The sequence below is a fragment of the Streptococcus sp. 27098_8_134 genome, assembly GCF_041431675.1.
Lineage (GTDB): Bacteria > Bacillota > Bacilli > Lactobacillales > Streptococcaceae > Streptococcus > Streptococcus sanguinis_R.
Genome location: NZ_JAPVYD010000004.1, coordinates 93697 through 116097 on the forward strand (window position 1 = coordinate 93697; position 22401 = coordinate 116097).

Annotated in this window: 23 protein-coding genes and 1 pseudogene; 5 read left to right on the plus strand and 19 right to left on the minus strand. The window is 37.8% G+C overall.

Annotation, left to right across the window (positions count from 1 at the left end):
* Positions 1–78 precede the first annotated feature (78 nt).
* Positions 79–695, minus strand: a pseudogene (locus O3620_RS09810) (TetR/AcrR family transcriptional regulator).
* A 393-nt stretch (positions 696–1088) separates the two neighbouring features.
* Between O3620_RS09810 and O3620_RS09815 the strand changes: the two are divergent.
* Genes O3620_RS09815 through O3620_RS09830 form a run of 4 tightly spaced genes read left to right on the plus strand, consistent with a single transcriptional unit; the run spans position 1089 to position 2333 of the window.
* A complete protein-coding gene (locus O3620_RS09815; protein ID WP_001813542.1) occupies positions 1089–1334 on the plus strand; it encodes a hypothetical protein in 246 nt (81 codons plus the stop codon).
* A complete protein-coding gene (locus O3620_RS09820) occupies positions 1331–1666 on the plus strand; it encodes a hypothetical protein (protein WP_000806926.1) in 336 nt (111 codons plus the stop codon). The genes O3620_RS09815 and O3620_RS09820 overlap by 4 nt, the downstream gene beginning before the upstream one ends.
* 12 nt (positions 1667–1678) lie before the next feature.
* Positions 1679–2047 (plus strand): hypothetical protein, encoded by a 369-nt coding sequence (locus O3620_RS09825; protein ID WP_000567222.1) that lies wholly within the window; start codon positions 1679–1681, stop codon positions 2045–2047.
* On the plus strand, positions 2034–2333 hold the full coding sequence (locus O3620_RS09830) for a DUF5960 family protein (RefSeq protein ID WP_001072467.1): 300 nt from the start codon (positions 2034–2036) through the stop codon (positions 2331–2333). Before O3620_RS09825 ends, O3620_RS09830 begins: the two co-directional genes overlap by 14 nt.
* A gap of 117 nt (positions 2334–2450) precedes the next feature.
* Here O3620_RS09830 and msr(D) read toward each other — a convergent pair whose 3' ends face one another.
* The 13 genes from msr(D) to O3620_RS09895 form a co-directional block, all read right to left on the minus strand.
* Positions 2451–3914 carry an ABC-F type ribosomal protection protein Msr(D) gene (gene msr(D), locus O3620_RS09835; RefSeq protein WP_000420313.1) on the minus strand — a complete coding sequence of 488 codons (1464 nt, stop codon included), beginning with the start codon at positions 3912–3914 and terminating at the stop codon, positions 2451–2453.
* Positions 3915–4033: 119 nt separating this feature from the next.
* Positions 4034–5251, minus strand: a complete 1218-nt coding sequence (gene mef(A) / locus O3620_RS09840; protein ID WP_000417519.1) for a macrolide efflux MFS transporter Mef(A) — start codon at positions 5249–5251, stop codon at positions 4034–4036.
* A gap of 385 nt (positions 5252–5636) precedes the next feature.
* Positions 5637–5807, minus strand: coding sequence for a hypothetical protein (locus O3620_RS09845; protein ID WP_000873143.1), 171 nt, complete (start codon positions 5805–5807; stop codon positions 5637–5639).
* A gap of 772 nt (positions 5808–6579) precedes the next feature.
* Entirely contained in the window at positions 6580–8070 is a 1491-nt protein-coding gene (locus tag O3620_RS09850; protein WP_049422417.1) for an LA2681 family HEPN domain-containing protein, read from the minus strand.
* Positions 8057–9079 (minus strand): hypothetical protein, encoded by a 1023-nt coding sequence (locus O3620_RS09855; protein ID WP_064520786.1) that lies wholly within the window; start codon positions 9077–9079, stop codon positions 8057–8059. The genes O3620_RS09850 and O3620_RS09855 overlap by 14 nt, the downstream gene beginning before the upstream one ends.
* Before the next feature lie 401 nt (positions 9080–9480).
* Positions 9481–9924 carry a MepB family protein gene (locus O3620_RS09860; RefSeq protein WP_002919018.1) on the minus strand — a complete coding sequence of 148 codons (444 nt, stop codon included), beginning with the start codon at positions 9922–9924 and terminating at the stop codon, positions 9481–9483.
* Between the two features lie 53 nt (positions 9925–9977).
* Entirely contained in the window at positions 9978–10778 is an 801-nt protein-coding gene (locus O3620_RS09865; RefSeq protein WP_371601690.1) for an alpha/beta hydrolase, read from the minus strand.
* A gap of 66 nt (positions 10779–10844) precedes the next feature.
* Positions 10845–11267, minus strand: coding sequence for a hypothetical protein (locus tag O3620_RS09870; protein WP_002912449.1), 423 nt, complete (start codon positions 11265–11267; stop codon positions 10845–10847).
* Positions 11264–12094 (minus strand): hypothetical protein, encoded by an 831-nt coding sequence (locus tag O3620_RS09875; protein ID WP_002912448.1) that lies wholly within the window; start codon positions 12092–12094, stop codon positions 11264–11266. Before O3620_RS09875 ends, O3620_RS09870 begins: the two co-directional genes overlap by 4 nt.
* Before the next feature lie 65 nt (positions 12095–12159).
* Positions 12160–13734, minus strand: coding sequence for a signal recognition particle protein (gene ffh / locus O3620_RS09880; RefSeq protein ID WP_002919022.1), 1575 nt, complete (start codon positions 13732–13734; stop codon positions 12160–12162).
* A gap of 28 nt (positions 13735–13762) precedes the next feature.
* A complete protein-coding gene (locus O3620_RS09885) occupies positions 13763–13978 on the minus strand; it encodes a hypothetical protein (RefSeq protein ID WP_002919023.1) in 216 nt (71 codons plus the stop codon).
* Positions 13979–13980: 2 nt separating this feature from the next.
* Positions 13981–14313: a putative DNA-binding protein gene (locus O3620_RS09890; protein WP_032913104.1), complete on the minus strand. Its 333-nt coding sequence runs from the start codon at positions 14311–14313 to the stop codon at positions 13981–13983.
* A 152-nt stretch (positions 14314–14465) separates the two neighbouring features.
* Positions 14466–15164: a GntR family transcriptional regulator gene (locus O3620_RS09895; RefSeq protein WP_002912444.1), complete on the minus strand. Its 699-nt coding sequence runs from the start codon at positions 15162–15164 to the stop codon at positions 14466–14468.
* Between the two features lie 323 nt (positions 15165–15487).
* Between O3620_RS09895 and guaA the strand changes: the two genes are divergently transcribed.
* Positions 15488–17050, plus strand: coding sequence for a glutamine-hydrolyzing GMP synthase (gene guaA, locus O3620_RS09900; RefSeq protein WP_002919026.1), 1563 nt, complete (start codon positions 15488–15490; stop codon positions 17048–17050).
* 87 nt (positions 17051–17137) lie between these two features.
* Here the strand turns inward: guaA and O3620_RS09905 are convergent, their stop codons facing one another.
* The 5 genes from O3620_RS09905 to glyA all read right to left on the minus strand — a co-directional run bounded on the left by O3620_RS09905 (position 17138) and on the right by glyA (position 22355).
* Positions 17138–18118 carry a DUF1002 domain-containing protein gene (locus O3620_RS09905; protein ID WP_002919027.1) on the minus strand — a complete coding sequence of 327 codons (981 nt, stop codon included), beginning with the start codon at positions 18116–18118 and terminating at the stop codon, positions 17138–17140.
* 276 nt (positions 18119–18394) lie between these two features.
* On the minus strand, positions 18395–19249 hold the full coding sequence (locus tag O3620_RS09910) for an alpha/beta hydrolase (RefSeq protein WP_002919028.1): 855 nt from the start codon (positions 19247–19249) through the stop codon (positions 18395–18397).
* 265 nt (positions 19250–19514) lie between these two features.
* Positions 19515–20117, minus strand: a complete 603-nt coding sequence (locus O3620_RS09915) for a lysozyme family protein (protein WP_002919029.1) — start codon at positions 20115–20117, stop codon at positions 19515–19517.
* Positions 20117–21091, minus strand: coding sequence for a nucleoid-associated protein (locus O3620_RS09920; protein WP_002919030.1), 975 nt, complete (start codon positions 21089–21091; stop codon positions 20117–20119). The genes O3620_RS09915 and O3620_RS09920 overlap by 1 nt, the downstream gene beginning before the upstream one ends.
* Position 21092: 1 nt before the next feature.
* Positions 21093–22355, minus strand: a complete 1263-nt coding sequence (gene glyA / locus O3620_RS09925) for a serine hydroxymethyltransferase (RefSeq protein ID WP_002919031.1) — start codon at positions 22353–22355, stop codon at positions 21093–21095.
* Positions 22356–22401: the final 46 nt, after the last annotated feature.

The following is a 22401-nucleotide window of genomic DNA, read 5'->3' on the forward strand; positions in this document are numbered from 1 at the left end:
TATTTTGAAATAATACCGATAGCTTGTTTTGATTTAGCTATCGGTACATAGTTCTCTTTACAAACATTCTATCTTTTTTTAATTGCTAAAGAGTCCTTTTGTATTTAGATTTTGTTCCAGCATTATCTTAAATGCATTCAAGTAATCTTTGGCAGTTTCTTTCTTTGAAGTTTTTATACCTATGTTATTTGAAACAAAAACATAGGCTGTCATCAGAAATTCTGCTGTTTCTGATGGATATTTTACAGAAAATACTTTTTCTGAGATGCCTTGATTTATTATCCTCTCAAAATATATAGTCAGTTTTTCAATGAGCTTATGAGATAACTTATCTAACATATAACGATTTTCTTCAAGATCAACCGTCTTTTGTAACTCAGTTCCTTCCGCTGAAACGTTATCTGTAGAGATTATTGTGGCATCTATAAAGGCTCTTATTTTTTCAATAGCAGTTTTGTCATCATCATAGACAATCACGTGAATATCACTCAATAATTTCTCTGAATAACGTTCCACGAGACAATACAGAATATCTTCTTTATTCTTAAAGTGATAGTATAGCAAACCTCGTGATATATTTACCTTATCGACTATATCCTGAGTTGTTGTGTTCGCATATCTTTCTCCATAAAGAGGAGCATAGCAGCGTCCATAATCTCAGCCCGTCGAATTTCCGGATCTTTTACATCTCGCATTTTATTCCTCCTGCTTATAAATTATACTACTCTACTGACAAATTGTCAATTATAAAATTACCTTTTTGAGGATACCAAAAAAACCTTGACACTAAGGCTTTTTCGTTAACATTTTTTCTAAGCTCGTACAAGCAGTGATGCTGCCTCAACATGTGCTGAGAGCTTTCTTCTATACTAATAGACGAAAGGGTGTGAAAATGATTTTTAAATGATACTGTGGAACGGAACAGTAGCCCTAGTATTGACTACTGTCGTTTCTATTCATATTGGCTATTCTAGGACTGAGATGAAAAAATCTATAAATGCTCAGAATAAAATTGAACCCGCAAATCTCCCCAAAACAATGGTGAGTCATGTACTTGTATTATTCCGAAAAAATACACCTCTGGTGCAGTGAGACAAATTGGTGTATCTTATAGTGGCTTCGTAGATGAAAGCTATACTCTACTATCACTCTTTGATGATGTAGAACAAATTGAAAAAGATAATAGACTTCAGACAGCTATTGATGTTGTCAGAGAACAGTTTGGTTTTTTAGCCATACAAAAAGGAACCGTCCTAACTGAAGGTTCCAGAAATATTGAACGCAGTAAACTTATCGGTGGTCATTCCGCGGGTGGATTGGAGGGATTAAAATGAAACAAGAAAAAAATACAGTACAATTTTCAGAAATCCGTAGCAAAGGATGTAATGATATTGAAATGCTTGAAAGATTTTTACATGGAATCGTTGAAACAGCAACTTCAAAACTTCGTCAGAGAAAACTCAAAACAACTGAAATATCGATACGACTAGTACATGCTAAATCTGAAAACCGATTACCATTGGAATTTACATTTAGCATTAAGCCAACAAGCTCATCTGTGATAATCTATACTGAGGTAATCAATCGCTTTAAAGAATGTTACACAGGTGGGGGAATTCAAGGTTTTACGATTCAATTTGATAAAAATACCCTTGCCTCTGCATAGAAAGGATTTGATATGATTGACCGTTCATATTTACCATTTCAATCAGCAAGAGAGTACCAGGATACAAAGATGCAAAAATGGATGGGCTTTTTCCTATCTGAACATGCATCAGCACTCTCTGATGATACAAACAAAGTAACGTACATGTCTGACTTATCACTAGAGAAGAAATTATTACTCCTCAGTCAAGTATACGCCGGGCAGCTACGCACACGCATTCAAGTGATTGAAAAAAACAAGCGTGTTTCCTACACTGGAACAATACCAAGTCTGACCAAAGATTTCATTTTGATAAAAACTACAACAGGTCACATCAATTTGAAATTAAAAGACATTATTAGTATTGAACTTGTCGAGGAGGTGCTCTATGAATCAGCTTGAGTTTCAGCGTAATCACCTACAAATGGACTATTATAGCGAGAGCTACCAAGATTTTGAACGTGACTTCTACCGCTACTCTAACATGAATATTCCATTGACCTTCCTAACTGATGATATCCTAAAAACAATGGCGACTTCACGTAAGAATTACTTTGTCCTCAATAAGGAAAAGTCCAGAGATAACCGCGATCACTTCTTCATATTTGAAGTAAGTACCGTAGATGAGAATCCGCTAATCTATCATTATACATATAAGAAAACTACAATATATTTAGCAGAAAAATAGGAGCAGTTCAATTGACTGTTCCTATTTTTAATATTCATAAAATCTAAAGTCTTTATACTCTTTAACAATGGAGTCGCCAACCAGAACAGACTATACTGACCAGCGACTACCTTAAATTTAATGTTTCAGATTTATTTTCTTATCTCTAATTTCATAAACTACATCTGCTACATTTTCGAGTAATCGTTTATCGTGGGTGATAAACACGATAGTTCCGGTGTACTCCTTCATTAGTATTTCCAAAGCCTCTAAACTTGGTATGTCAAGGAAGTTACTGGGTTCATCCATTATTAGGATGTTATATCTACCCATGAGCATTTTAGCAAGCAACAATTTTATAATTTCTCCACCGCTTAAAACAGATAAACTTTTTCCAATATCGTTCTGTTTGAACCCCATAGATGCTAGCACTGAACGAATTTCTGATATATTGTAGTCACAATCCTTCTGCATAAACTCCATAACATTCTGATTACTGTTGTACTTGTAACCATTCTGTGCAAAGTAACCTATTTTTGCCTTAGGCGAAATAGAAATTCCTTCTTCATGGTTTAAGATCATTTGGATTAAAGTTGTTTTTCCGATTCCATTACCACCAGTTAACGCCACTTTTGCTCCTAACGGAATTTGAAAAGATGCATTTTCAAACAGAGCCTTATCCCCAAATACTTTATTAATTTCTGCACCGACTATAGGGTATGGATTATGGAGCTCCAATGCTTTACTTTGCCTGAAACGAATTCTGCGAATGCCTTCCGGAGCTTCTACTTTTCCTAAGGCCGCAATCCTGTGCTCTAGGGTTTTAGCAGCATTATACATCTTTTTTTCCTTACTTCCTATTGATTTTTGATGAGCTAAACGCCCTCCGTCTTCAGTACTTTTTTTCTTTGAAGAACCTTTTGCCTTCTGTTCTATTTTACGAGCCTGTTTTCGCTTTTCCTCCGCAGCCCTTTCCAATCGGGCACGTTCCGCAATAAATTGTTCGTATTCTGCAGCTTGGCTCTTACGTTCTTCCTCTTTCTGACGAAGATAATCAGAATAGTTTCCCCAATACTCAGTGATTTTGCCATCTTTCAGTTCCCATATTTTATCTACTATTTCATCAAGAAAATAGCGGTCATGGCTAATAACTAACAGTGCACCTGTAAAATATTTTAGCTGTCCTATTAGAAAATCAATTCCTTCACGGTCTAAATGGCTCGTAGGTTCATCCGCTAAAATACCATGAACCTGTGCCGATAAGGCCTGTGCTATTTTAAGCCTTGTTTCTTCACCACCGCTCATAGTCTGTATATTTAATTGCTCAACACCTAGCTTGCCTACAAGTGCAAAATCTTTTTCCTCCTGCAGAGTTACTTCGTCCAACTGGGGAATATAGGCAAGTTCACCCAGACGATTCATTTTACATCCTGGGGGAGTTAATTCTCCTAAAAGTACCCTGAGTAAAGTGCTTTTTCCAGCACCATTTGCTCCTACTAAACCAATACGGTCATAATCATATACTTCTAATTCATTTATATCTAAAACATCGCGTCCTTTGAATTCCACACGAATGTCTTTTGCTTTTAATATTAATTCCATAACATTTCCTCCTGTCTATAATCGCATGCTTTCATTTGCTTGTATGCAGGGAAAACCCTGCGATTTTAGCAGGAAGAGTTACATGAAAATAAGATACATAAATATTCCTCCAATATTGTTTATTTTAAATCTAATTTTCTAACCTCAGTTATCATTTGGCAAACTATAGCAATGCCAATAATTAAAATACCTGATAGTAAAAACCAATGATTTACACCGATTTTATCAGCAAAGAATCCAGAAAGAATTAACCCAATTGGCATAGCAAGTGACATGATACTTCCGATCAAAGAAAATACACGTCCTAAATATTCAGGCTTAATTTTCTCCTGAAAAAGAGCTGTTTGCACACCGCTATAAAATGGCACCGAAAGCCCCATTATTGCACAGCAAACTACGAATATTACAAATCCATTTGGAGGAAGTATTCCCGAAACGGCTAAACTGGTCCCCATTATAAAAAATGAACTTGTTATTAGTAATACATGCTTTTCGAAGCCCCCTAATCTTCCTAATAATAAGCCTCCTGCTAGCATCCCAAATGCAAAGGAAATTTCCGTAATAGAAATATGCACAGGCGTTCCATTAAAGTGTTCCATGCTTATTAAAGGAAATAGTGCATTGATTGGCATATAAACAAAAGTATATAGTGTTCCTAAGAGTAATAAGGCAAACAATCCTTTGTTTTGTCTCAGAACCACAACTCCTTCTTTCATCTCCCTTATGAAATTTGGTTCTAAACTTTGCACTTGATTACCCAGCTTAGGTATACGTACAATTGCTACCGTAATAGATGCAATCACAGCACCCAATACGTCGATGGCAATAATAGCATTTAAATCCCAAACGGAGTATAAGAGTGCTGCAACTGCCGGACTAACAATATAGCTTATAGACTGCAAAGACTGACTATAGCCTGCGCATTTCGTTAGCTGTTCTTCTGGTACTAAAAGTGGTGTAACCGCATTGAGTGCTGGGGTATGAAAAGCTGTTCCAATGCTACGGATAAACAATACTATCATAATCATCCAGACAGGTAGCTCCATACAGAATGCAACAATAGCAAGCACTGCACCAGCTGCTGCGATAATTAAATCGGCACCAATCATTATCTTCTTCCTATCATGACGATCCACTAGCACACCAATGGCAGGTCCCAAAATCGCATAGGGTAAAAAACCTACTAATGAAGCCATAGACAAGACCATCGCAGATCCTGTTTTTTCTGTAAGGTAAAAAATAATCGCCATTTGCAGGATGGCACTAGTGATTAATGATACTGCTTGCCCTGCCCATATTGCATAAAATTTTCGTTTCCAATTGTTGTATTTTTCCATTTATATTATCTCCTGCATATTATTTTGCTTGAATTTCTATTTTGAATAGCATTCTAGGCAATAAAAAATGCAGGCCAAACCCCACAATGTGGCTTTTGGTCTGCATACATACAATTTGGAAACATTCATATTAAAGACATAGTTAAATAAAGGTATAGTTAAATAACCAATATCCTCACCGTAACTAATGAATGCTCAATATCGTATAAATAAGCACAACAAAAAAGCCTATCATCGGGTATAGATTCTGCTTTTTTTATTGCCAGCTTATCTTAAACGCATTGAGGCTGTCATAGTTTCGGTTCCTCCTACATCTTTGTTTATATCAATTTATAGTATAACACAACAAGATGATATGTTCAATATAAAAGTTATGGAATGAGACTCATACTTCCAATTCGATGCCAGATTTAAAGGATATGACGAAGTTTTCTTCATAGACTGTAACGCTCTGGATTATCTTCCTTAGTAGCAAGCGATTAGCTTTCACAAAATCTTCTGTTTGTAGTTTTAAAAATTCATCAGGATTTTCTAACTCAACCTCAAAATATTTCATTTTACATTCCCTCATTTCATTTATTGATAAATTGAGTTTGCAAAAAAGAGTGGACAATTTTTGTCTACTCTTAACCTTTAAAATAGTTTTTTTTAATCGATTTGAAGTTGCCTAAATTATTACTTATTCGGTAAAATGAAGTATTGCTTTCAACAGATTTCCTTCAACTACACTTCACTTGATTCAAACAAGGTGGGTACATTTCTATTCCCACAAACTCCTTGTCAATGGAAACAAACACGTACCCACAGGGTAAATGGAAATAGAAACTGATAATTTCTAGCTATCACTTCTACTCATTCCAAAAATTTTCTCACTCTGATACTTACCCACCATAAAGCAAAAAGCCTTGCAATCAAGGCTTTCATTATCCCTTTCGTTCAAAGGTTTCTAAGCTTTTACGAGCAGAGCGACACACTCAGCGGTTCGCTATCTCCGTTCTGTCTGCGTGCTAGCACTTGTCAATCACGGACAGCTATCGCATGGGCGGAAGTAAATGCTAATCTTCGTCGTTTTACTCCTTGACTAGCAAACTTACCGCCTCAACATGGGTTTTAGAGGACTAAATGGAGTCTGAATTGCCTGATAGAGATGTAGTATTGATTAAGCAATCAACAAATAATGTACAAAACAAAAATAAAGTACACTGCTTAATGAGTGTACTTTATCCTTCTAATTCAGTTTTATCAATGGTTTAACTCTAGTTAAGTCGATTAGTTAAATGAATTTAGACTATTGCTTTTTATAACGACTATAAATTGTATGCTCAATGCTATAATTTATCTTCCAAATCTACTTCTTCATAATTTATCGGAATTAAAGCAACTTCACTGCTTAGAGTAGATTGTTTTTCATTTTCACTTATTTGAATGGCATTTTTGAGTGAAAAAATAACTTCTCTTACAAGATTTAATAAATCTAATGCAAACTCTTGAAGTTCAGATTCAGTTAGATACAGTCTGGTTTCATTATTATCTTCATTATCTTCACTTCCATTAAAAATATTCAATGTTATATTAGTAAATCTATGCTCTAAATAATTTCTAATAATTTTCAATCGCTTTGAGTTTGGATTAGCTGTTAAAGAATTATCACCATTATCAAAATCTTTCTCTATCCAAAATATAGATGACAGACCAATATTCTTATCCAACATTTTATTTAAATCACTATTTGATCTCCAAATTGAATGGAAATTTACTTTTCGAGTTTCAATTTTTAAAGAATAATATTCATTTATAAACATAGCTACTTTATCTAATAATGAATATAGTGTTTTAAAAGATGCTTTTAATCCTTCAACTCGGATAGAGTATTGTACGTAGTCTAGACAATCAATAAGATCAACATTCTCGTCAGCATAATGAACCGAATCACTCTCAATGCTATTAAAACAGAGATAACGGGCATAAACATATTCTTGCTTAATTTGATTAAACATAGAAATATATTTGTTTAAATCTTTATCCGATTGAAATAATAAACTTGGTAGTAAAAGATTATCATCATATCTATTTATATCGTCAGCTTGTAAGTCATTAAGTGGATTAAGATACAGCCCGTTGTTCCAACACCATTCACGATACTTTTGTGAATTAGGATTATAATCGATTGTTTTACAAGAACATTCATCTATATCTTTATAATCAAGATATTGTTCGTAAAGTTCAATAAATCGCTTTTCTGCATAATCAACTCTGTTTGGATCTGAAACAGTTATGCTTGTTTCTATTAAATTTTTAATTTTTTTAATAAAGTGGAGGTGTTCGTTATCATTCAAAAAATTACGATAATGATCTAGACAAATAGCTAAGTTACCACTAGCCATTGTGAATCTTGGATTGATTTGTATACATTTACAATACATCTTAATAGCTAACTGCTTTCTACCACAAGCATCTAATAAATTTGCGTAATTAGTGTAAAGTGAACATAATAGTGGGAAAACAAACCTACTGTTCTCAGAATTTATATCAACTTTATTTGAAATTTCTATAGCTTTTCTAAAGTAATAAATTTGTTGAACTGTAAAATCGGTATCTATGTTGAAAACTAAGTTATCACTTAGTTCAAATATATCAGCGTATGCTGTCCCAATAGAATAAAATAATTGAATTTTGGAAATATCATCAATAGTGTTTTCCATATTTTTTCCAAATTCTATTAGTCTATGGATTTCCTTTATATTTTTATGTTTAAAAGCATTATCGAAATCCATTGACAATTTAAGTACACTATGATTAATTGGATTATTTGTTAACATCTTCACCCCAAACTAAATATTTCGATTTTAAATTTGATTTTCCTTTATTTTCCTGTTCTTCAACTAACATATCAGATAAAAACTCTTTTATCATGTCCCAATTAAAATTCTCTTTAAATCCTCTACTACCATCAGAAGGAACATTTAATGAAAATGTTGCAAATACGGTTTCACAAGTTCTTCTTGGAAATTTTGCTAAGTAAGAATCAAAAAATGAATTTGAATACCTATAATGATGGCTATGAATAAAGTCTTTCCATGTATTTAGCATAGTCTCTTCGTCTATAATATCTATTACGGAAACTTCTTCAAGTGGTCGGTCTTCAATATTTCCCCATGCTTTTTTCATTAAATTAACAGCATCTACATCGCTCTTAGGAGCACTGTATCCAAAAATAGTTAACATATATGAATGATCGACAAAGTAATCTAATGCTTTCCAACACCAATTTATGTATCCATCGGAAGAATAGTCTTTGTTTTTTACGGGATACAATAATTTTGTTGGATTTAAATTTTTATAACATGTTGGGCAATAGTAATCTACTGTTCCAAACTCAGTATGTTCTTCACAAAAACCGACAGCTACATTCCCATGTAAACAAAGAATTTGTGGCAGGTTCAGAGTAATTTTTGAACAGCGAACATAAGCTTGTATAAGTAAAGGGTCCCAATTAAACGTAGCTATGCAATCTTTATTAGTTAAACTTAATATTAAAAGATCATAAATTGTTGGTTCATCAGGTAACTCCAACGAAGCAAAATAATCATAGAGTCTTTCTTCTAGCTTCCTAACTATTTCAGAGCACTCTTCTCTCTCAAATAATTCTGAATAGATATCTTCCAAATTTTCGCTCTTTGTCTGTAATTCAACACCGGCAAGAATTTCTTCTAAATTAAGTTTTTTTAGCAATCCATTCATAACTGAAGAGCTTTTCCCATTTTTATCACCATCTGGAATTGCTGCAATAGTAGCACCAGCGCCTAGAATAACTGTATGCGATCTCATCTCATTTCTCCTGAAAGTCTTTTGACACTATTATACCACTGTATCTACTTTATCTATGCTTCAAATACTATTATTATAGCCATAAATATTTTAAATAAAATGCACAATTGAACCGTCACTCCTTCTACTGTTACTTGAGTAAAAAATGTACAAATCAATTTCTTAGATTTGATTATATGATGCACTATAAAACATACAAAATACCACTCTAGAATAATGTACAAAACAAAAATAAAGTACACTTTTTAAAGAATGTACTTTATGCTTCTAATTCAGTTGTATCAATGGTTTAACTCATGTTAAGTCAATTGTACATAAACTTTTAGTTTTAAAAACGGATAATAAAAACAAGACAGAATTGAGAAATTCAAAAACTAAACTCTGTCTTGTTTCACTAAAACTTATTCTTCTAATTTAATTTTTTGAAAATAATCCAGTTGCCATTTTTGTGTTGTCTGAGCTGTTTTATTTAAATTTGTACACCAAGACGGATAAAACCGCATAGCCATCTTTCCTTTACAATCCTTTGTAGAGAGAATCTTTTTACTGATAGCCACCTCTTTGGGAATGATAAATAAACCGCAATGACAGCCGTCTATCACGACAATAACCAGTTCATCACCCAAGTCCTCATCGGTATAAGGAATATTCTTGTTGTCCTGGTCTTTTTTCCAAAAGACTGTAAAGTAGCCTTCTTTTTTAGGTGTTTTCTTTGCCAAACGGCATCTTTTATATTCTTGATCATCCTTTGGCTTAATCAAAATGCTTTCATAGTCTTCATTCCATTTTTCATTTATCAGATCAAAGTCACCATAATACCTATGAAGAATGTCTGTCATTTTCATTGTTTTATCGCCTTTCTAATTTTTTACCAAAATTAAATTATGTAAGATAATTACTAGAATAGAAACTCTTTAATCAAAACAACTACCTGTTCATTTTGCGGCAAGGAAGAATGGTGAGCATCCTTGCCTACGACGACTACCTCTCTGTGTGAAGCAATCTTTTCTTTATAAATCAAGCTCCCAGCCTCTACACTGCTTTTATGGACAATTCCGTCACCGTCTCGGAAAAAAATTCCCAAAATTGACAAATGCTGCAGCTTTTTAGGGAGTTTTCCCTGGTTAGATACAAAGTCATCTAACATCGCAACTCGATGATTGAGATTCTTCTTGTTTAGATTATAAGGACTGCCAATAGTCAGGAGCTTTTCCATCTCCAACTCAGAATGGTTTGCTAGGTATTGCTGCAAGAATACTGTATAAACCAGACCACCGTTAGAATGCCCCAGCGCTTTAAAGCTGTTAAAAGAGTACTTCTCTCGCAAAACAGTTAAGGCAACGTCAAACATTGCGGCCTGTTTTTTGATATTTTCGTAACCATCACGATTATTCTGAAAACCAATCACAAAAATGGGGGTTCTGTCCTTGCGCTTCAAATGCCCTCGGTAAGTCATATGTCCATCATTCCAGACTTTGATCCTCACAAGACTATGACGTGGATGCTGATTGCGGTTGAGCTTTTTAACCATTCGATTAAATCGATTCTCTGTCGCCGAACTACCTGGAATCATGATAATGGGACATATTTCGACCTTGCTGGCAGGTAGATGAGAAATAGGGTGGGAAGGCAGCTTATTCAATAATTTTTGAAAGGTTTTAGCAAGTCGATAAATCAATTGAGTCAAAAAAGGCTTCATTCTAGTCTCCGTATCTGATATTTCCAAAAACAAGCCACATAACGGATTTATGTAGCTTGTTGATTATCATTTATATTCTTTATCTACAACCTTGATATCTCTATACCAAATTTCAATTCTTTTTGTATATCTTTTTGCAATTTTTTCATCGTAAATCGATTTCAACCAATCTACAAAATTTTTATCAAATTTTTCTCTATTAATAATTTGATTTGGTGTTCCTTTATTATTAGAATTACTAGATGTTTGATCATCAAGTTGAGAAGATAGTGAGGGAATTTCTATTTTAATTTTTTTATAAGGCTTACTTTCAAAATAATTTGTTTCTTCAGTAGATATTTCTACACCTTTTACATTAATAAAAATACCATCTAGATTTAAGTCTTGCTTCAACAATTGTCTTTCTGAATATTTATTATAACCCAGAAAAATTGAAATAAATAAAGCAGTAACAATCAGAGGAAAGCAAAATTTCTTAACTAATATCATTTTACTTCCTCCACTTTCAAACTTTTATCTACTAAAACAGGTGTATCATCGTCTTTCAAATCATACTCAACATATAATTTATATTTTTTCTTACCAACGCCAAAGAACCAACCACCTTCATCCAGAAATTTTCCTATAATCTTAACTCGGTTGGAAGAAGGTTTGAAATCAAAATCAACATTATCTTGATCCCCAATTTTTTCCCATTCATTAAATTTTACGTTTGATTTATTCCAAATTTTCTTTTGTAAATCGGCTAGTATCTCTTTCTTTTGAACCTTGGATAAATCTTTGAAACTGCTAATCTTTTCCCCATCTTTCCAGCCAACAACTAATTCTCCGTCATAGAATATTTTATAAGTGCCAGCAGATTGGAAACTTGTATCTTTGTTAAACGATGATTCAAAAGCAGTTTTTAACTGACTTCTATTTGAATCATCATCAAACAGAGGAGAATAATTAATTAGCTTTGGTATCGAAATATCAATTTCTTTCGCTTCTTTGCTACTAAACCAACTAATAAAACCATTTTGAGAGATAACACCTACGTTACTCCCTATAATTGAAGAATAGGCATCTCTCACATTATTTTTTGCACTTATTTCTTGTTTTTGTTGATTCCAAGGAGATAATGAATTAAATAAACTTCCCAAAGATGGAATCCCTATATAAATAACAGCAAAAATTAAAACTATAACAAATATAAATAGAGAAATAAAATTTGTAATTGCAGTTTTAATTTGGTTTATTCCTAATTCAGCGAATTGAGATATAGTCTTTGCAATGACATTTTTTGAATTAGTTTGATTCCTATTTTTTCTTTCCATAATAATTCCTTTAGACTTTCCCTAATATTTTACTAAGAATAAAGCTGTTTAATGAAGTTCTCCTCCTACTTCCGCTTCTTCTTGTTTTTCTTCATTTGCTTGGCCATCTTGTTCATACTGCGGCGCATTAGAAATTCTCCAGCCTTCCCTTTGAGGCCGCCACCAAACATTTGGCTCATATCCGGCATGCCGGCTCCTCCTAAGCCTGACATATCTGGTATACCGCCTTGGCCCATCATGCCTTCAAGAGCTGACATGTCGGGCATTCCTCCGCCACCAGGCATGTTCTTAGGCATATTGTTTGGATTAAGACCCATTTGCTTCATCATCTTGCTCATATCGCCTGACAGAACGCCCTGCATCATCTGCTTAGCTTGATTGAAGTCTTTGATAAATTTATTGACATCAACGAAACTGTTACCTGAACCATTGGCAATCCGACGGCGACGGCTAGGACTCAGCAAGTCAGGATTTTCCCGCTCAGCTGGTGTCATAGAGGATACGATGGCGCGCTTGCGAGCAATTTCTTTCTCATCCACTTTGATATTCTTAAGGGCAGGATTATTGGCCATACCTGGGATCAGCTTGAGCAAATCTTCCATAGGTCCCATGCCTTGTACCTGATCCAGCTGATCAATGAAGTCATTGAAATCAAAGGTGTTTTCTCGCATCTTTTCAGCCATTTCAAGCGATTTTTTCTCATCATATTCCTGAGAGGCTTTTTCAATTAGAGTCAGCATATCTCCCATGCCCAAAATCCGGCTGGACATGCGGTCTGGGTGGAAGGTTTCGATATCAGTAATCTTTTCACCGGTACCAGTAAATTTAATGGGCTTACCAGTAATCTGACGGACAGACAAGGCCGCACCGCCACGGGTATCACCATCAATCTTAGTCAGGATAACCCCGGTCACTTCCAGTTGGCTGTTAAATTCGCGAGCAACATTAGCCGCTTCCTGACCAATCATGGCATCGACAACCAAGAGGATCTCATTCGGATTAGCCAGCGCTTTGACATCAGACAGCTCCTGCATGAGCTTTTCGTCAATCTGGAGACGCCCAGCCGTATCAATCAGGACATAGTCATTGTGGTTGGCTTTTGCCTGCTCCAGACCTTGACGAACAATCTCAACAGCTGGAACTTCCGTACCCAAAGCAAAAACTGGTACATCAATTTGCTGTCCAAGTGTTTTCAGCTGATCAATAGCCGCCGGACGGTAAATATCCGCCGCAATCATGAGCGGACGAGCATTTTCTTCTTTCTTGAGCTTATTAGCAAGCTTTCCGGCAAAGGTGGTCTTACCAGCCCCTTGCAGACCAACCATCATGATAATAGTCGGAATCTTTGGTGACTTGATAATCTCAGCAGTATCAGAGCCCAGGATAGTTGTCAGTTCTTCGTCAACAATCTTGATAATCTGTTGCGCTGGATTGAGGGTATCGATAACCTCATGGCCGACAGCACGCTCACGGACTTTCTTGATAAAGTCTTTGACAACTGGCAGGGCAACGTCGGCTTCTAAAAGGGCCAGACGAATCTCTTTGGTTGCTTCCTGAACATCGCTCTCTGAGATTTTTCCTTTTCTGCGCAGATTTTTAAAGACGTTCTGCAAACGTTCCGTTAAACTTTCAAATGCCATTTTTTATTTCTCCTAGTTTCTATTTCAGTCAATTCAGTGGAAATTTTCCAAAACGAGTTAAACAAGCGTATTCTTTAGCAGAGACTTCTTTTATAATCTCATTAGGGTAGCCCCAGCAGCTGAAACCTTCTTGCATTGCCTTAGAAAGATCGTCAGAGGAGATGATTTGTACCCTGGCAGGAAAAGGTTCTTCCGACTCCAACAACCAGCAAGACATTCCCTTGTAGATAACTTGTTTAGCCATGGTCACTCCCTATTGTCAATACCCGACAGAATCCCGATCTGCTCCTGCAGATAGCTGTCGCTAGAGTATTTCTCTGTAATCTGGTCAAATATCTGACTTCTGACAATGTAGTCCGAGTACATGTGCAGCTTTTTCTCATAGTCTTCCAGAATCTTCTCTGTCCGCTTGATATTATCATAAACAGCCTGACGGCTAACACCAAACTCCTCAGCAATCTCTGCCAGACTGTAATCATCTGCATAGTAGAGCTCGATATAGTTCATCTGCTTGTCAGTCAAAAGCGCCGCATAAAACTCGAAGAGAGCATTCATTCGGTTTGTTTTTTCAATTTCCATAAGAAACATTATACCAGAAAAGCATGATAAACTCTAGTCTGACAAGGGAAATAAACACTCGAAATATGAGATTGCAAAAGGTCAATCAGCTTTTTCTGCCGAGTAAAAGACAAGTTAAAAACTCCTAGTGATAACCAAGAGTTTTGCAATAATTAATTGTTTTCCAAATAAAATTCAAAACGATCGCCGACATACTGACTTTTTACATATTCAAAAGCTGTTCCGTCGTCAAAGTAAGAAATCTGAGTCAGTCCTAATATAGCATGGCCGCGGGGAATATCAAGGTAATTAGCGATTTTTTCCTTAGCCAGCCGAGCATAAATAGTCTGCTGGGACTTGCCAATCTTATAGCCATGTTCCTGCAAGGTCTGGAAGAAATGACTGGTCACCTCTTCTTTTTTGAAATTCTTAATGAACTTCTCTGGAATTGAAGCCACCTCGTAAACTACCGGCAAATCATCAGCGTAGCGAACCCGCTCCATCCGAATGACATTTTCTGTCTTATGGATGCCTAGTTTCTCCACTTCCTGCTCACTCGGCAGGGTACGTCGATAAGAAATGAGCTGGCTGGATGGCGTTTTGCCTTGTGCCTTCATGATTTCCGTGAAACTGGTAGTGCCGCGCATTTTTTCCTGAACACGTGTGCTGGCTACGAAGGTCCCACTACCGACCCGACGCTCAAGCACTCCCTCCTCAACCAAGAGTGTGATGGCCTGACGCAGGGTCATACGGCTGACCTTAAAGGTTTCGGCTAGATCTCGCTCGCTGGGGAGGCGTTCCCCAATCTCCCAAATAGCATCGTCAATATCTTTCTTAATCTGATCATGAATTTTAATATATGCGGGTAACATGTTGGCTCTTCTTTCTTATTTGGTACCTTCCTTTATTTTAGTATCAAATACTTCAAATGTCAAACTAAATATTGAAGAGTGGCTTCTTTTCTCACGAATTTACTTATTTTGTCAATAAAGACCAATATTTTAAGAGTTTGTTTATTTGATTTTAATCCGAGATAGCACTGGCTTCCATGGCAAGACGGTCTAAGCAAACGATAACAACAAACTAAAGACTCATATTCGTTTTTTCAGCACTCTTACTCCTTATTACCTTGGAAAAATTCCTTTTTTGTGATAAAATGAGGGGAAAAGATTACTTCTTTTAAGAAAGGGAACAGATGACAACTAGAACTGAATTGCAAGATGTCGAAAAGATCATCGTGCTTGATTACGGCAGCCAGTACAACCAGCTGATTTCACGCCGCATTCGTGAAATCGGTGTTTTTTCTGAGCTCAAGAGCCACAAGATTACCGCTGACGAAGTCCGTGCTATCCAGCCTGTCGGGATTATCCTTTCCGGCGGTCCGAATTCTGTATATGAAGACGGCTCTTTTGATATTGACCCGGAAATTTTTGAGCTGGGAATCCCGATTTTAGGGATTTGCTACGGTATGCAGCTTTTGACTCACAAGCTGGGCGGCAAGGTTGTTCCTGCTGGTCATGCTGGAAATCGTGAATACGGTCAGTCAACTCTGTCACATACCGCTAATTCCAGCCTTTTCAACGGTACGCCTGAAAGCCAGTTAGTTCTTATGAGCCACGGAGATGCAGTAACTGAGATTCCTGCTGACTTTGTTCGTACTGGTACTTCTGCTGACTGTCCTTTTGCAGCTATTGAAAATCCAGCTAAGAAAATCTACGGCATTCAGTTCCACCCTGAGGTTCGTCATTCAGAATTTGGTTATGATATCCTGCGCAACTTTGCTCTTACTATTTGCGGAGCTAAAGGCGACTGGTCTATGGATAACTTTATTGACATGGAAATTCAAAAAATCCGCCAAACCGTTGGTGACAAGAAGGTGTTGTTGGGGCTTTCTGGTGGTGTAGACTCTTCTGTCGTTGGTGTTCTCTTGCAGAAAGCAATCGGCGATCAACTAATCTGTATCTTTGTGGATCATGGTCTTTTGCGTAAAGGCGAAGCAGATCAGGTCATGGATATGCTGGGTGGCAAATTTGGTTTGAATATCATTAAGGCAGATGCTGCTAAACGTTTCCTTGATAAACTAGCTGGTGTCTCAGATCCAGAGCAAAAACGTAAAATCATTGGAAACGAGTTTGTCTATGTCTTTGACGACGAAGCCAGCAAACTAAAAGATGTAAAATTCTTAGCTCAGGGCACACTTTATACCGATGTCATCGAATCCGGTACCGACACTGCTCAGACTATTAAATCTCACCATAACGTTGGTGGTCTTCCGGAGGACATGCAGTTTGAGCTGATTGAGCCGTTGAACACACTTTATAAGGACGAAGTGCGTGCTTTGGGTACAGAGCTTGGTATGCCTGATGAAATTGTTTGGCGCCAGCCATTCCCAGGCCCAGGGCTTGCTATTCGCGTTATGGGAGAAATTACCGAAGAAAAATTGGAAACCGTCCGCGAATCTGATGCCATTCTCCGCGAAGAAATCGCTAAGGCCGGTCTTGACCGCGACATCTGGCAATACTTTACTGTTAATACAGGTGTCCGATCTGTTGGTGTCATGGGCGACGGCCGAACTTACGACTACACAATTGCGATTCGCGCTATCACTTCTATCGATGGTATGACAGCTGACTTTGCCAAGATTCCTTGGGATATTCTGCAAAAGATTTCTGTTCGTATTGTAAACGAGGTGGATCATGTCAACCGCATCGTCTACGATATCACCAGCAAACCACCTGCAACTGTAGAGTGGGAGTAACAAACAAATCTTATTTTAAATGATAACTGTAAAAACAAACAAGGCTAGGACATTTTAATCCCAGCCTTGTTTGTTATAGTCTTGGAATTAACCGCCAAACAATCCTTTAAAGAAATTGACGATGGCATTCCAGATATCAGAAAAGAAATTTCCGCCCTCTTGTAGCAGACCGTTAGCATCAAAGTTGAGGTTAATATTATTAAAAGTATCTCCTGCTTTTGAAACGATACTGTCTTTCAAGTCGCTAAGGGTTTTGGTAAAGTCAGAATCAGTGATGACTCCGCTATTTGAAAGATTGATAGCGAAATTGACAATGAGGTTAATTTGGTCGCTGGTTACTGACTGACTCAAACCATAGTTTTTCAAGGTTTCTTCGACAATCTTACGAACATCATCTGCTGTTATATTGCTGTTGTTCTTCTTAGCATTGGCGATAGCCGCTTTGATATCCGCCAGAGCTACGTTGAGCTTGTCTGCGTCATAGCCTTCCTTACCTGTATTTTCAGCATTGATACCAGAAAGGGCAGCTAATTCTTCTTGCGCTAGATTCTTATTTTCTTGAGGAATGGTCGCGCCATTATCTTCCAGTGAGTAGTAAATCCCTGCCAAGGCGCTCTCACCTGTTACTGGAATTGGCGCTGCAACTGTAATCTGCGCGTGCTTGACACCAAGTGTAACAGCAGCATTGCGATACATATCTTCTGTAACCTTGGTGATGTTTTGCGGAGTGACAATTTTGACCTCTAATGGCTTATTGCTGCCTAACTTCTGGATTTTTACAGAAGAATAAAGCTGCAGGCTAGGGTCGTTGGCAACATTCATGATTTTAGAGTAGATTTCCGGTGTCATGGTCTTAAGCGGCTTACTGTCGCTGGATGAATTGTAGCCTAACATCTGCAAGGTCTGCTGTTTCTGGCTTTCATCCAAGGAATAACCCAGCACATACTCTGGCTGCACGTATGTCTCATCAATGACTTTCTGAACATTTGAATCGGCAGATGCGGTCGATACAGTAAATAGAGTAGCCAGCAAGGCTCCTGCTGTCATTAAAGTTTTTTTGAATTTCATATTTTTTCCTCTTTTCCTCCCGCCATAGTTTCCCAAATTCTATAGCTGTTTTATACAGTAAACTTTCTATCTGACTGCCTCTAATTTCTGTTTCTTGAGCTTGTGATTTTCGCTCCTTTTGATGTTTAGAGTGCTTCAGTTAAGTTGCTGCAATGATGGAGTTATTATTATCTCATCCATTGAGGGCTTGAGATAATAGATACATTTTACAACATTTCTCAAAGAAGTTCAAAGAAAAAACAGTCACTGGATTTGCTTGCCAGTAACTGCTCTTTCCTACTTTTTCCAAAGGAAGTCTATCAGTAACTCGTCTACTTCTGGATTCTCATGCAATTGGCTGTGCTGAGCCAACTGACCTGTGATTTTCTTTTCCTGGTAAGATTTAGCATTCTCAACCAGGAGATATTTGAGGCTGCGAGAAGAAATATTGAGGACAGAACCGTCGGATTCGTTTTTAAAATCACCGTAAATGTTCAAAATATCTACCTGCTCTTGCGGGTAAACTTCTCGTAATCCCAGTAGTTTTTGATAAGTCTGGCTCATAGCACTAGGCTGGCCAGTTTGGTCGTCTAGAATTGTCAAATCTTCAGGCAAGTCCCTTCCTTGCAGACCATTAACATGGTTGGCAATATTGACCTGCTTTTGCAGCTCGGGCAGCTTTTCATCCTGACCGTTCTCCAGCATATAAAAGAGGATGGACATATTTCCCATCGAATGGCCTACCAGATTCATCTTCTTAAAACCATAAGTTTCTTCTAGCTTGCGAATCACAGCTGCTGCATATTTGCCATCTTGAGCGTAGTCGGCATTGCGGTTATCTTCATAGTTTACCTTGATAATAGGATTGATAGCACCTTTTGGTATCTCGCCTAATAAGCTTACTTGCCCGTTTTTACTGACATTTGCTGTGATAATTGTCTGAGTGACTCCAGCTTTTTTGGCTGCCTCTGTCATATGATTTTCAGCATTAGAGCTGGATCCAAAACCGTGGAAAAACAAGGTCGGCGTTGTTGACTGAACATATTGTTTTGTATTGAGGCTAGTGGCTTCTTTATGGTTGTAAAAAGCTGTTAGACCGGCAATTGTCACCAAGACCAGAATCAGGAGCTTAAAAGCAAGTTTCTTGTTCATTTTTCATTCCTTTTTATGATAGATGTATAAAATTATATCATGTATCTATCATGGTTACAAATATCTGGATTATTAGTTCACCATCAAAAAAGAGGCTGGGACAAAAGTCCTAGCCTCTTTTTTGTCTTTGGATTGTCGAGCAAGACGCAGTGGTTGAGTGGGCTCTACTACGCTGATTTCATCAGCTTTTACAGCCCTACTCAACTGTGCGGAGGTGGGACGATGAAATCGAATTCTAACGAATTACCGATTTCTGTCCCACTCTCTAAAACCATTTTAAGAGGCGCATGATGTGCATGTTCATCTTGACCTGACGGGAATAATAATAATTACCGCCGTTGATATAGAGCTCTGGACCATGGAAAATTGAAATCAGGTTATAGTAGCCGTAGGTCTTACCAGTTACATTTCCTAAGGTTGGTGCTACTACATCTTTGGAATATTTCTTGGCCAGCTCCAGCGTATTTTCACCACCGTTTTTAGAGACGTAGTCGATATAGGCCTGGCCAAAATTATAGGCTTGTACTGCTGTCCAAACATCTACCTTTTTCTCACTGGCTAGCTCTAGGTTATCAGATAAGGTCTGAACTCCCTGGCGAATACTTTCTTTGTTGTCCGTGATGGCATTGGTCTGACCAGTTGCACTTTCACTGGACTGCATGACATCAGTGTCTTTTCCCTTGGTCTCTGTATAAATCATGGCCAGTACCAATTCTTCATTGGCCGCTGTATCCTGCTCGTCCAGCACTTCTCTGACCAAAGTCTGGTACTTCATGACCTGCTTGACATCATGATGAACCTGATAAATCTTGTAGCCGGCAAACAGCACGAAAAGGACTAGAATCAGTCTTCTTAGAAATTTAAACATTATTTATTTTGGATATCCTCGATGTTCTTAATCAAAATAGAATAGGTCCCGTTATCGTTCTGGATAAATTCTACCGACTCTGCATCCTGATAGATATTATTGGGAACGATGAGCTCAATTCCATTTGAAAGGGAGAGTTTCTGATTTTCGAACTTTTTCTTCTGGCGGCTGCTGTCAATCTCATCAAACTTGACTGGCTCAGGAATAGCTTCCTTGACTTGGTCAATAAAGGTAAGTCGGGCAGTCAGATTGCTGTCAAAAAGATCATCGGCCAACTTCTCAGGCGACAGTTCGTCATTTTCTTCCAGATTTTTGAAAATACTGGATTTGACCTTGGACTGGAACTGAAAATCGTCTTTATTAAAACTCTCGGCAACTTTTTGAGCAGTCTTCTCAAGTGCTTTGATTGATTTCTTAGCTGAGATTGTCGGATTGACCTGCAAGAGATTGTCTGACATATAATTGAGAAAGGCACCGTTATACTTGATGCGCTTTTCAATCAGATGGTACTTGCGAGATTTGAGATTGATGACCAAAGCCTCGTCCGCACCTGTACCAAAGCCAGGTAGATTGTTCTGCGTCAGCTTGATAGGATTGTCCACCTCGCCACCTAAGTGGGTCAGAGTTTCCCGCAGAGCAATCCGCAGAAAAGCAAAGTGCTCCACACCCTCTTTGTCAAACTGGACAAAAATCAGATCGTTGGTTTTCTGGTTTTCACTGACAGAAAACTCCTCCTGCCAGAGCTTGGCAACTGTCACTGATGTTTCCAGTAGGTCGTCTGAAAGCTGGGCTAAAAAGACGTTTTCAGAATCGAAAACACCTGTTTTAGCATCATCAGAGTAGACCCGCTCGATTTTTTTGCGCAGGTATTCTTCAATCTTGGGGGTAATGTTGAGAAACTTATCCGCCAGTAGCAGTTCGGTATCAGCTGGACTGAATTGATGAATAATCGCTTTTTTTACGTAAATATCCATCTTAGTTCAAGCCCTCATAGAGTGGAAAAGCGTCTGTCAATTCACGAACTTCTGCCCGCACCTGATTTAGCACCGCTTCGTTTTCAGCGTTTTCCAGAGCCTTGATAATAAGCTCGGCCACCTTGATACTTTCTGTTACACCAAAGCCTCGGGCTGCAATAGCTGCTGTACCGATACGAATCCCGCTAGTCTTAAATGGTGACAAAGTTTCGTAAGGGATGGAGTTTTTATTAAGCGTGATATTAACCTCATCCAAGAGATTTTGTGCTACTTTCCCATTTTCTACAACCTTAGTAACATCTACCAAGAAAAGGTGATTTTCAGTACCGTCAGAAATCACACGAAACTTGTCATGCTGACGGAAGACTTGGGCCATGGCTTGGGCATTGTCCAAAATTTGCTGGGTATAAACCTTGAAAGCTGGGTCAAGCACTTCTTTAAAGGCAACAGCTTTAGCTGCAATGACATGCTCCAGTGGTCCGCCCTGAATTCCTGGGAAGATAGCTGAGTTAATTTTCTTAGCTAGGTCTTCATCATTTGTCAAAATCAAGCCGCCGCGAGGGCCACGCAAGGTCTTGTGGGTCGTCGTGGTTGTGATATCTGCATAAGGTACCGGGCTTGGATGGAGACCTGCAGCAACCAAGCCAGCAATGTGAGCCATATCTACCATAAGCTTAGCACCTATTGCATCAGCGATTTCACGGAATTTTGAAAAGTCGATGATGTGAGAATAGGCTGAAGCTCCCGCCACAATCAGCTTAGGCTGAACCTCTTTGGCTTGCTGGAGGATGGCATCAAAGTCCAGCAATTCTGTTTCTGGATTTACGCTATAAGATACAAAATTATAGGTTTGACCAGAAAAGCTGACTGATGCACCATGAGTCAAGTGGCCGCCCGCTGACAAATCCATCCCCATAACTGTATCACCTGGCTCAATCAAAGCCATATAAGCTGCACAATTAGCCTGGCTACCTGAGTGAGGCTGCACATTAGCAAACTTGGAACCAAAGATTTCCTTGGCACGCTCAATCGCTAGACTCTCAATCACATCCACTACATCTGTCCCACCATAGTAACGGCGACCTGGGTAACCTTCAGCATACTTATTGGTCAAAATAGAACCTTGAGCAGCCATGACAGCTTTAGAAACGACATTTTCTGAAGCAATCAGCTCAATATTATGCTGCTGACGTTCTTCTTCTTTTGCAACTGCTTCCCAAATCTCTGGGTCAAATGCTTTGTAGTCTTCTTGGTCAAAAATCATAAGGTGTCTCCCTTCTTTTGCGAAAATAGGACCTTAGGTCCTAAAG

Coding starts and splice junctions, on each gene's coding strand:
- O3620_RS09820 (WP_000806926.1), top strand. CDS start 1,331: ATGAAACAAGAAAAAAATACAGTACAATTTTCAGAAATCCGTAGCAAA.
- O3620_RS09825 (WP_000567222.1), top strand. CDS start 1,679: ATGATTGACCGTTCATATTTACCATTTCAATCAGCAAGAGAGTACCAG.
- O3620_RS09830 (WP_001072467.1), top strand. CDS start 2,034: ATGAATCAGCTTGAGTTTCAGCGTAATCACCTACAAATGGACTATTAT.
- O3620_RS09845 (WP_000873143.1), bottom strand. CDS start 5,807: ATGAAATATTTTGAGGTTGAGTTAGAAAATCCTGATGAATTTTTAAAA.
- O3620_RS09850 (WP_049422417.1), bottom strand. CDS start 8,070: ATGTTAACAAATAATCCAATTAATCATAGTGTACTTAAATTGTCAATG.
- O3620_RS09855 (WP_064520786.1), bottom strand. CDS start 9,079: ATGAGATCGCATACAGTTATTCTAGGCGCTGGTGCTACTATTGCAGCA.
- O3620_RS09860 (WP_002919018.1), bottom strand. CDS start 9,924: ATGAAAATGACAGACATTCTTCATAGGTATTATGGTGACTTTGATCTG.
- O3620_RS09865 (WP_371601690.1), bottom strand. CDS start 10,778: ATGAAGCCTTTTTTGACTCAATTGATTTATCGACTTGCTAAAACCTTT.
- O3620_RS09870 (WP_002912449.1), bottom strand. CDS start 11,267: ATGATATTAGTTAAGAAATTTTGCTTTCCTCTGATTGTTACTGCTTTA.
- O3620_RS09875 (WP_002912448.1), bottom strand. CDS start 12,094: ATGGAAAGAAAAAATAGGAATCAAACTAATTCAAAAAATGTCATTGCA.
- ffh (WP_002919022.1), bottom strand. CDS start 13,734: ATGGCATTTGAAAGTTTAACGGAACGTTTGCAGAACGTCTTTAAAAAT.
- O3620_RS09885 (WP_002919023.1), bottom strand. CDS start 13,978: ATGGCTAAACAAGTTATCTACAAGGGAATGTCTTGCTGGTTGTTGGAG.
- O3620_RS09890 (WP_032913104.1), bottom strand. CDS start 14,313: ATGGAAATTGAAAAAACAAACCGAATGAATGCTCTCTTCGAGTTTTAT.
- O3620_RS09895 (WP_002912444.1), bottom strand. CDS start 15,164: ATGTTACCCGCATATATTAAAATTCATGATCAGATTAAGAAAGATATT.
- guaA (WP_002919026.1), top strand. CDS start 15,488: ATGACAACTAGAACTGAATTGCAAGATGTCGAAAAGATCATCGTGCTT.
- O3620_RS09905 (WP_002919027.1), bottom strand. CDS start 18,118: ATGAAATTCAAAAAAACTTTAATGACAGCAGGAGCCTTGCTGGCTACT.
- O3620_RS09910 (WP_002919028.1), bottom strand. CDS start 19,249: ATGAACAAGAAACTTGCTTTTAAGCTCCTGATTCTGGTCTTGGTGACA.
- O3620_RS09915 (WP_002919029.1), bottom strand. CDS start 20,117: ATGTTTAAATTTCTAAGAAGACTGATTCTAGTCCTTTTCGTGCTGTTT.
- O3620_RS09920 (WP_002919030.1), bottom strand. CDS start 21,091: ATGGATATTTACGTAAAAAAAGCGATTATTCATCAATTCAGTCCAGCT.
- glyA (WP_002919031.1), bottom strand. CDS start 22,355: ATGATTTTTGACCAAGAAGACTACAAAGCATTTGACCCAGAGATTTGG.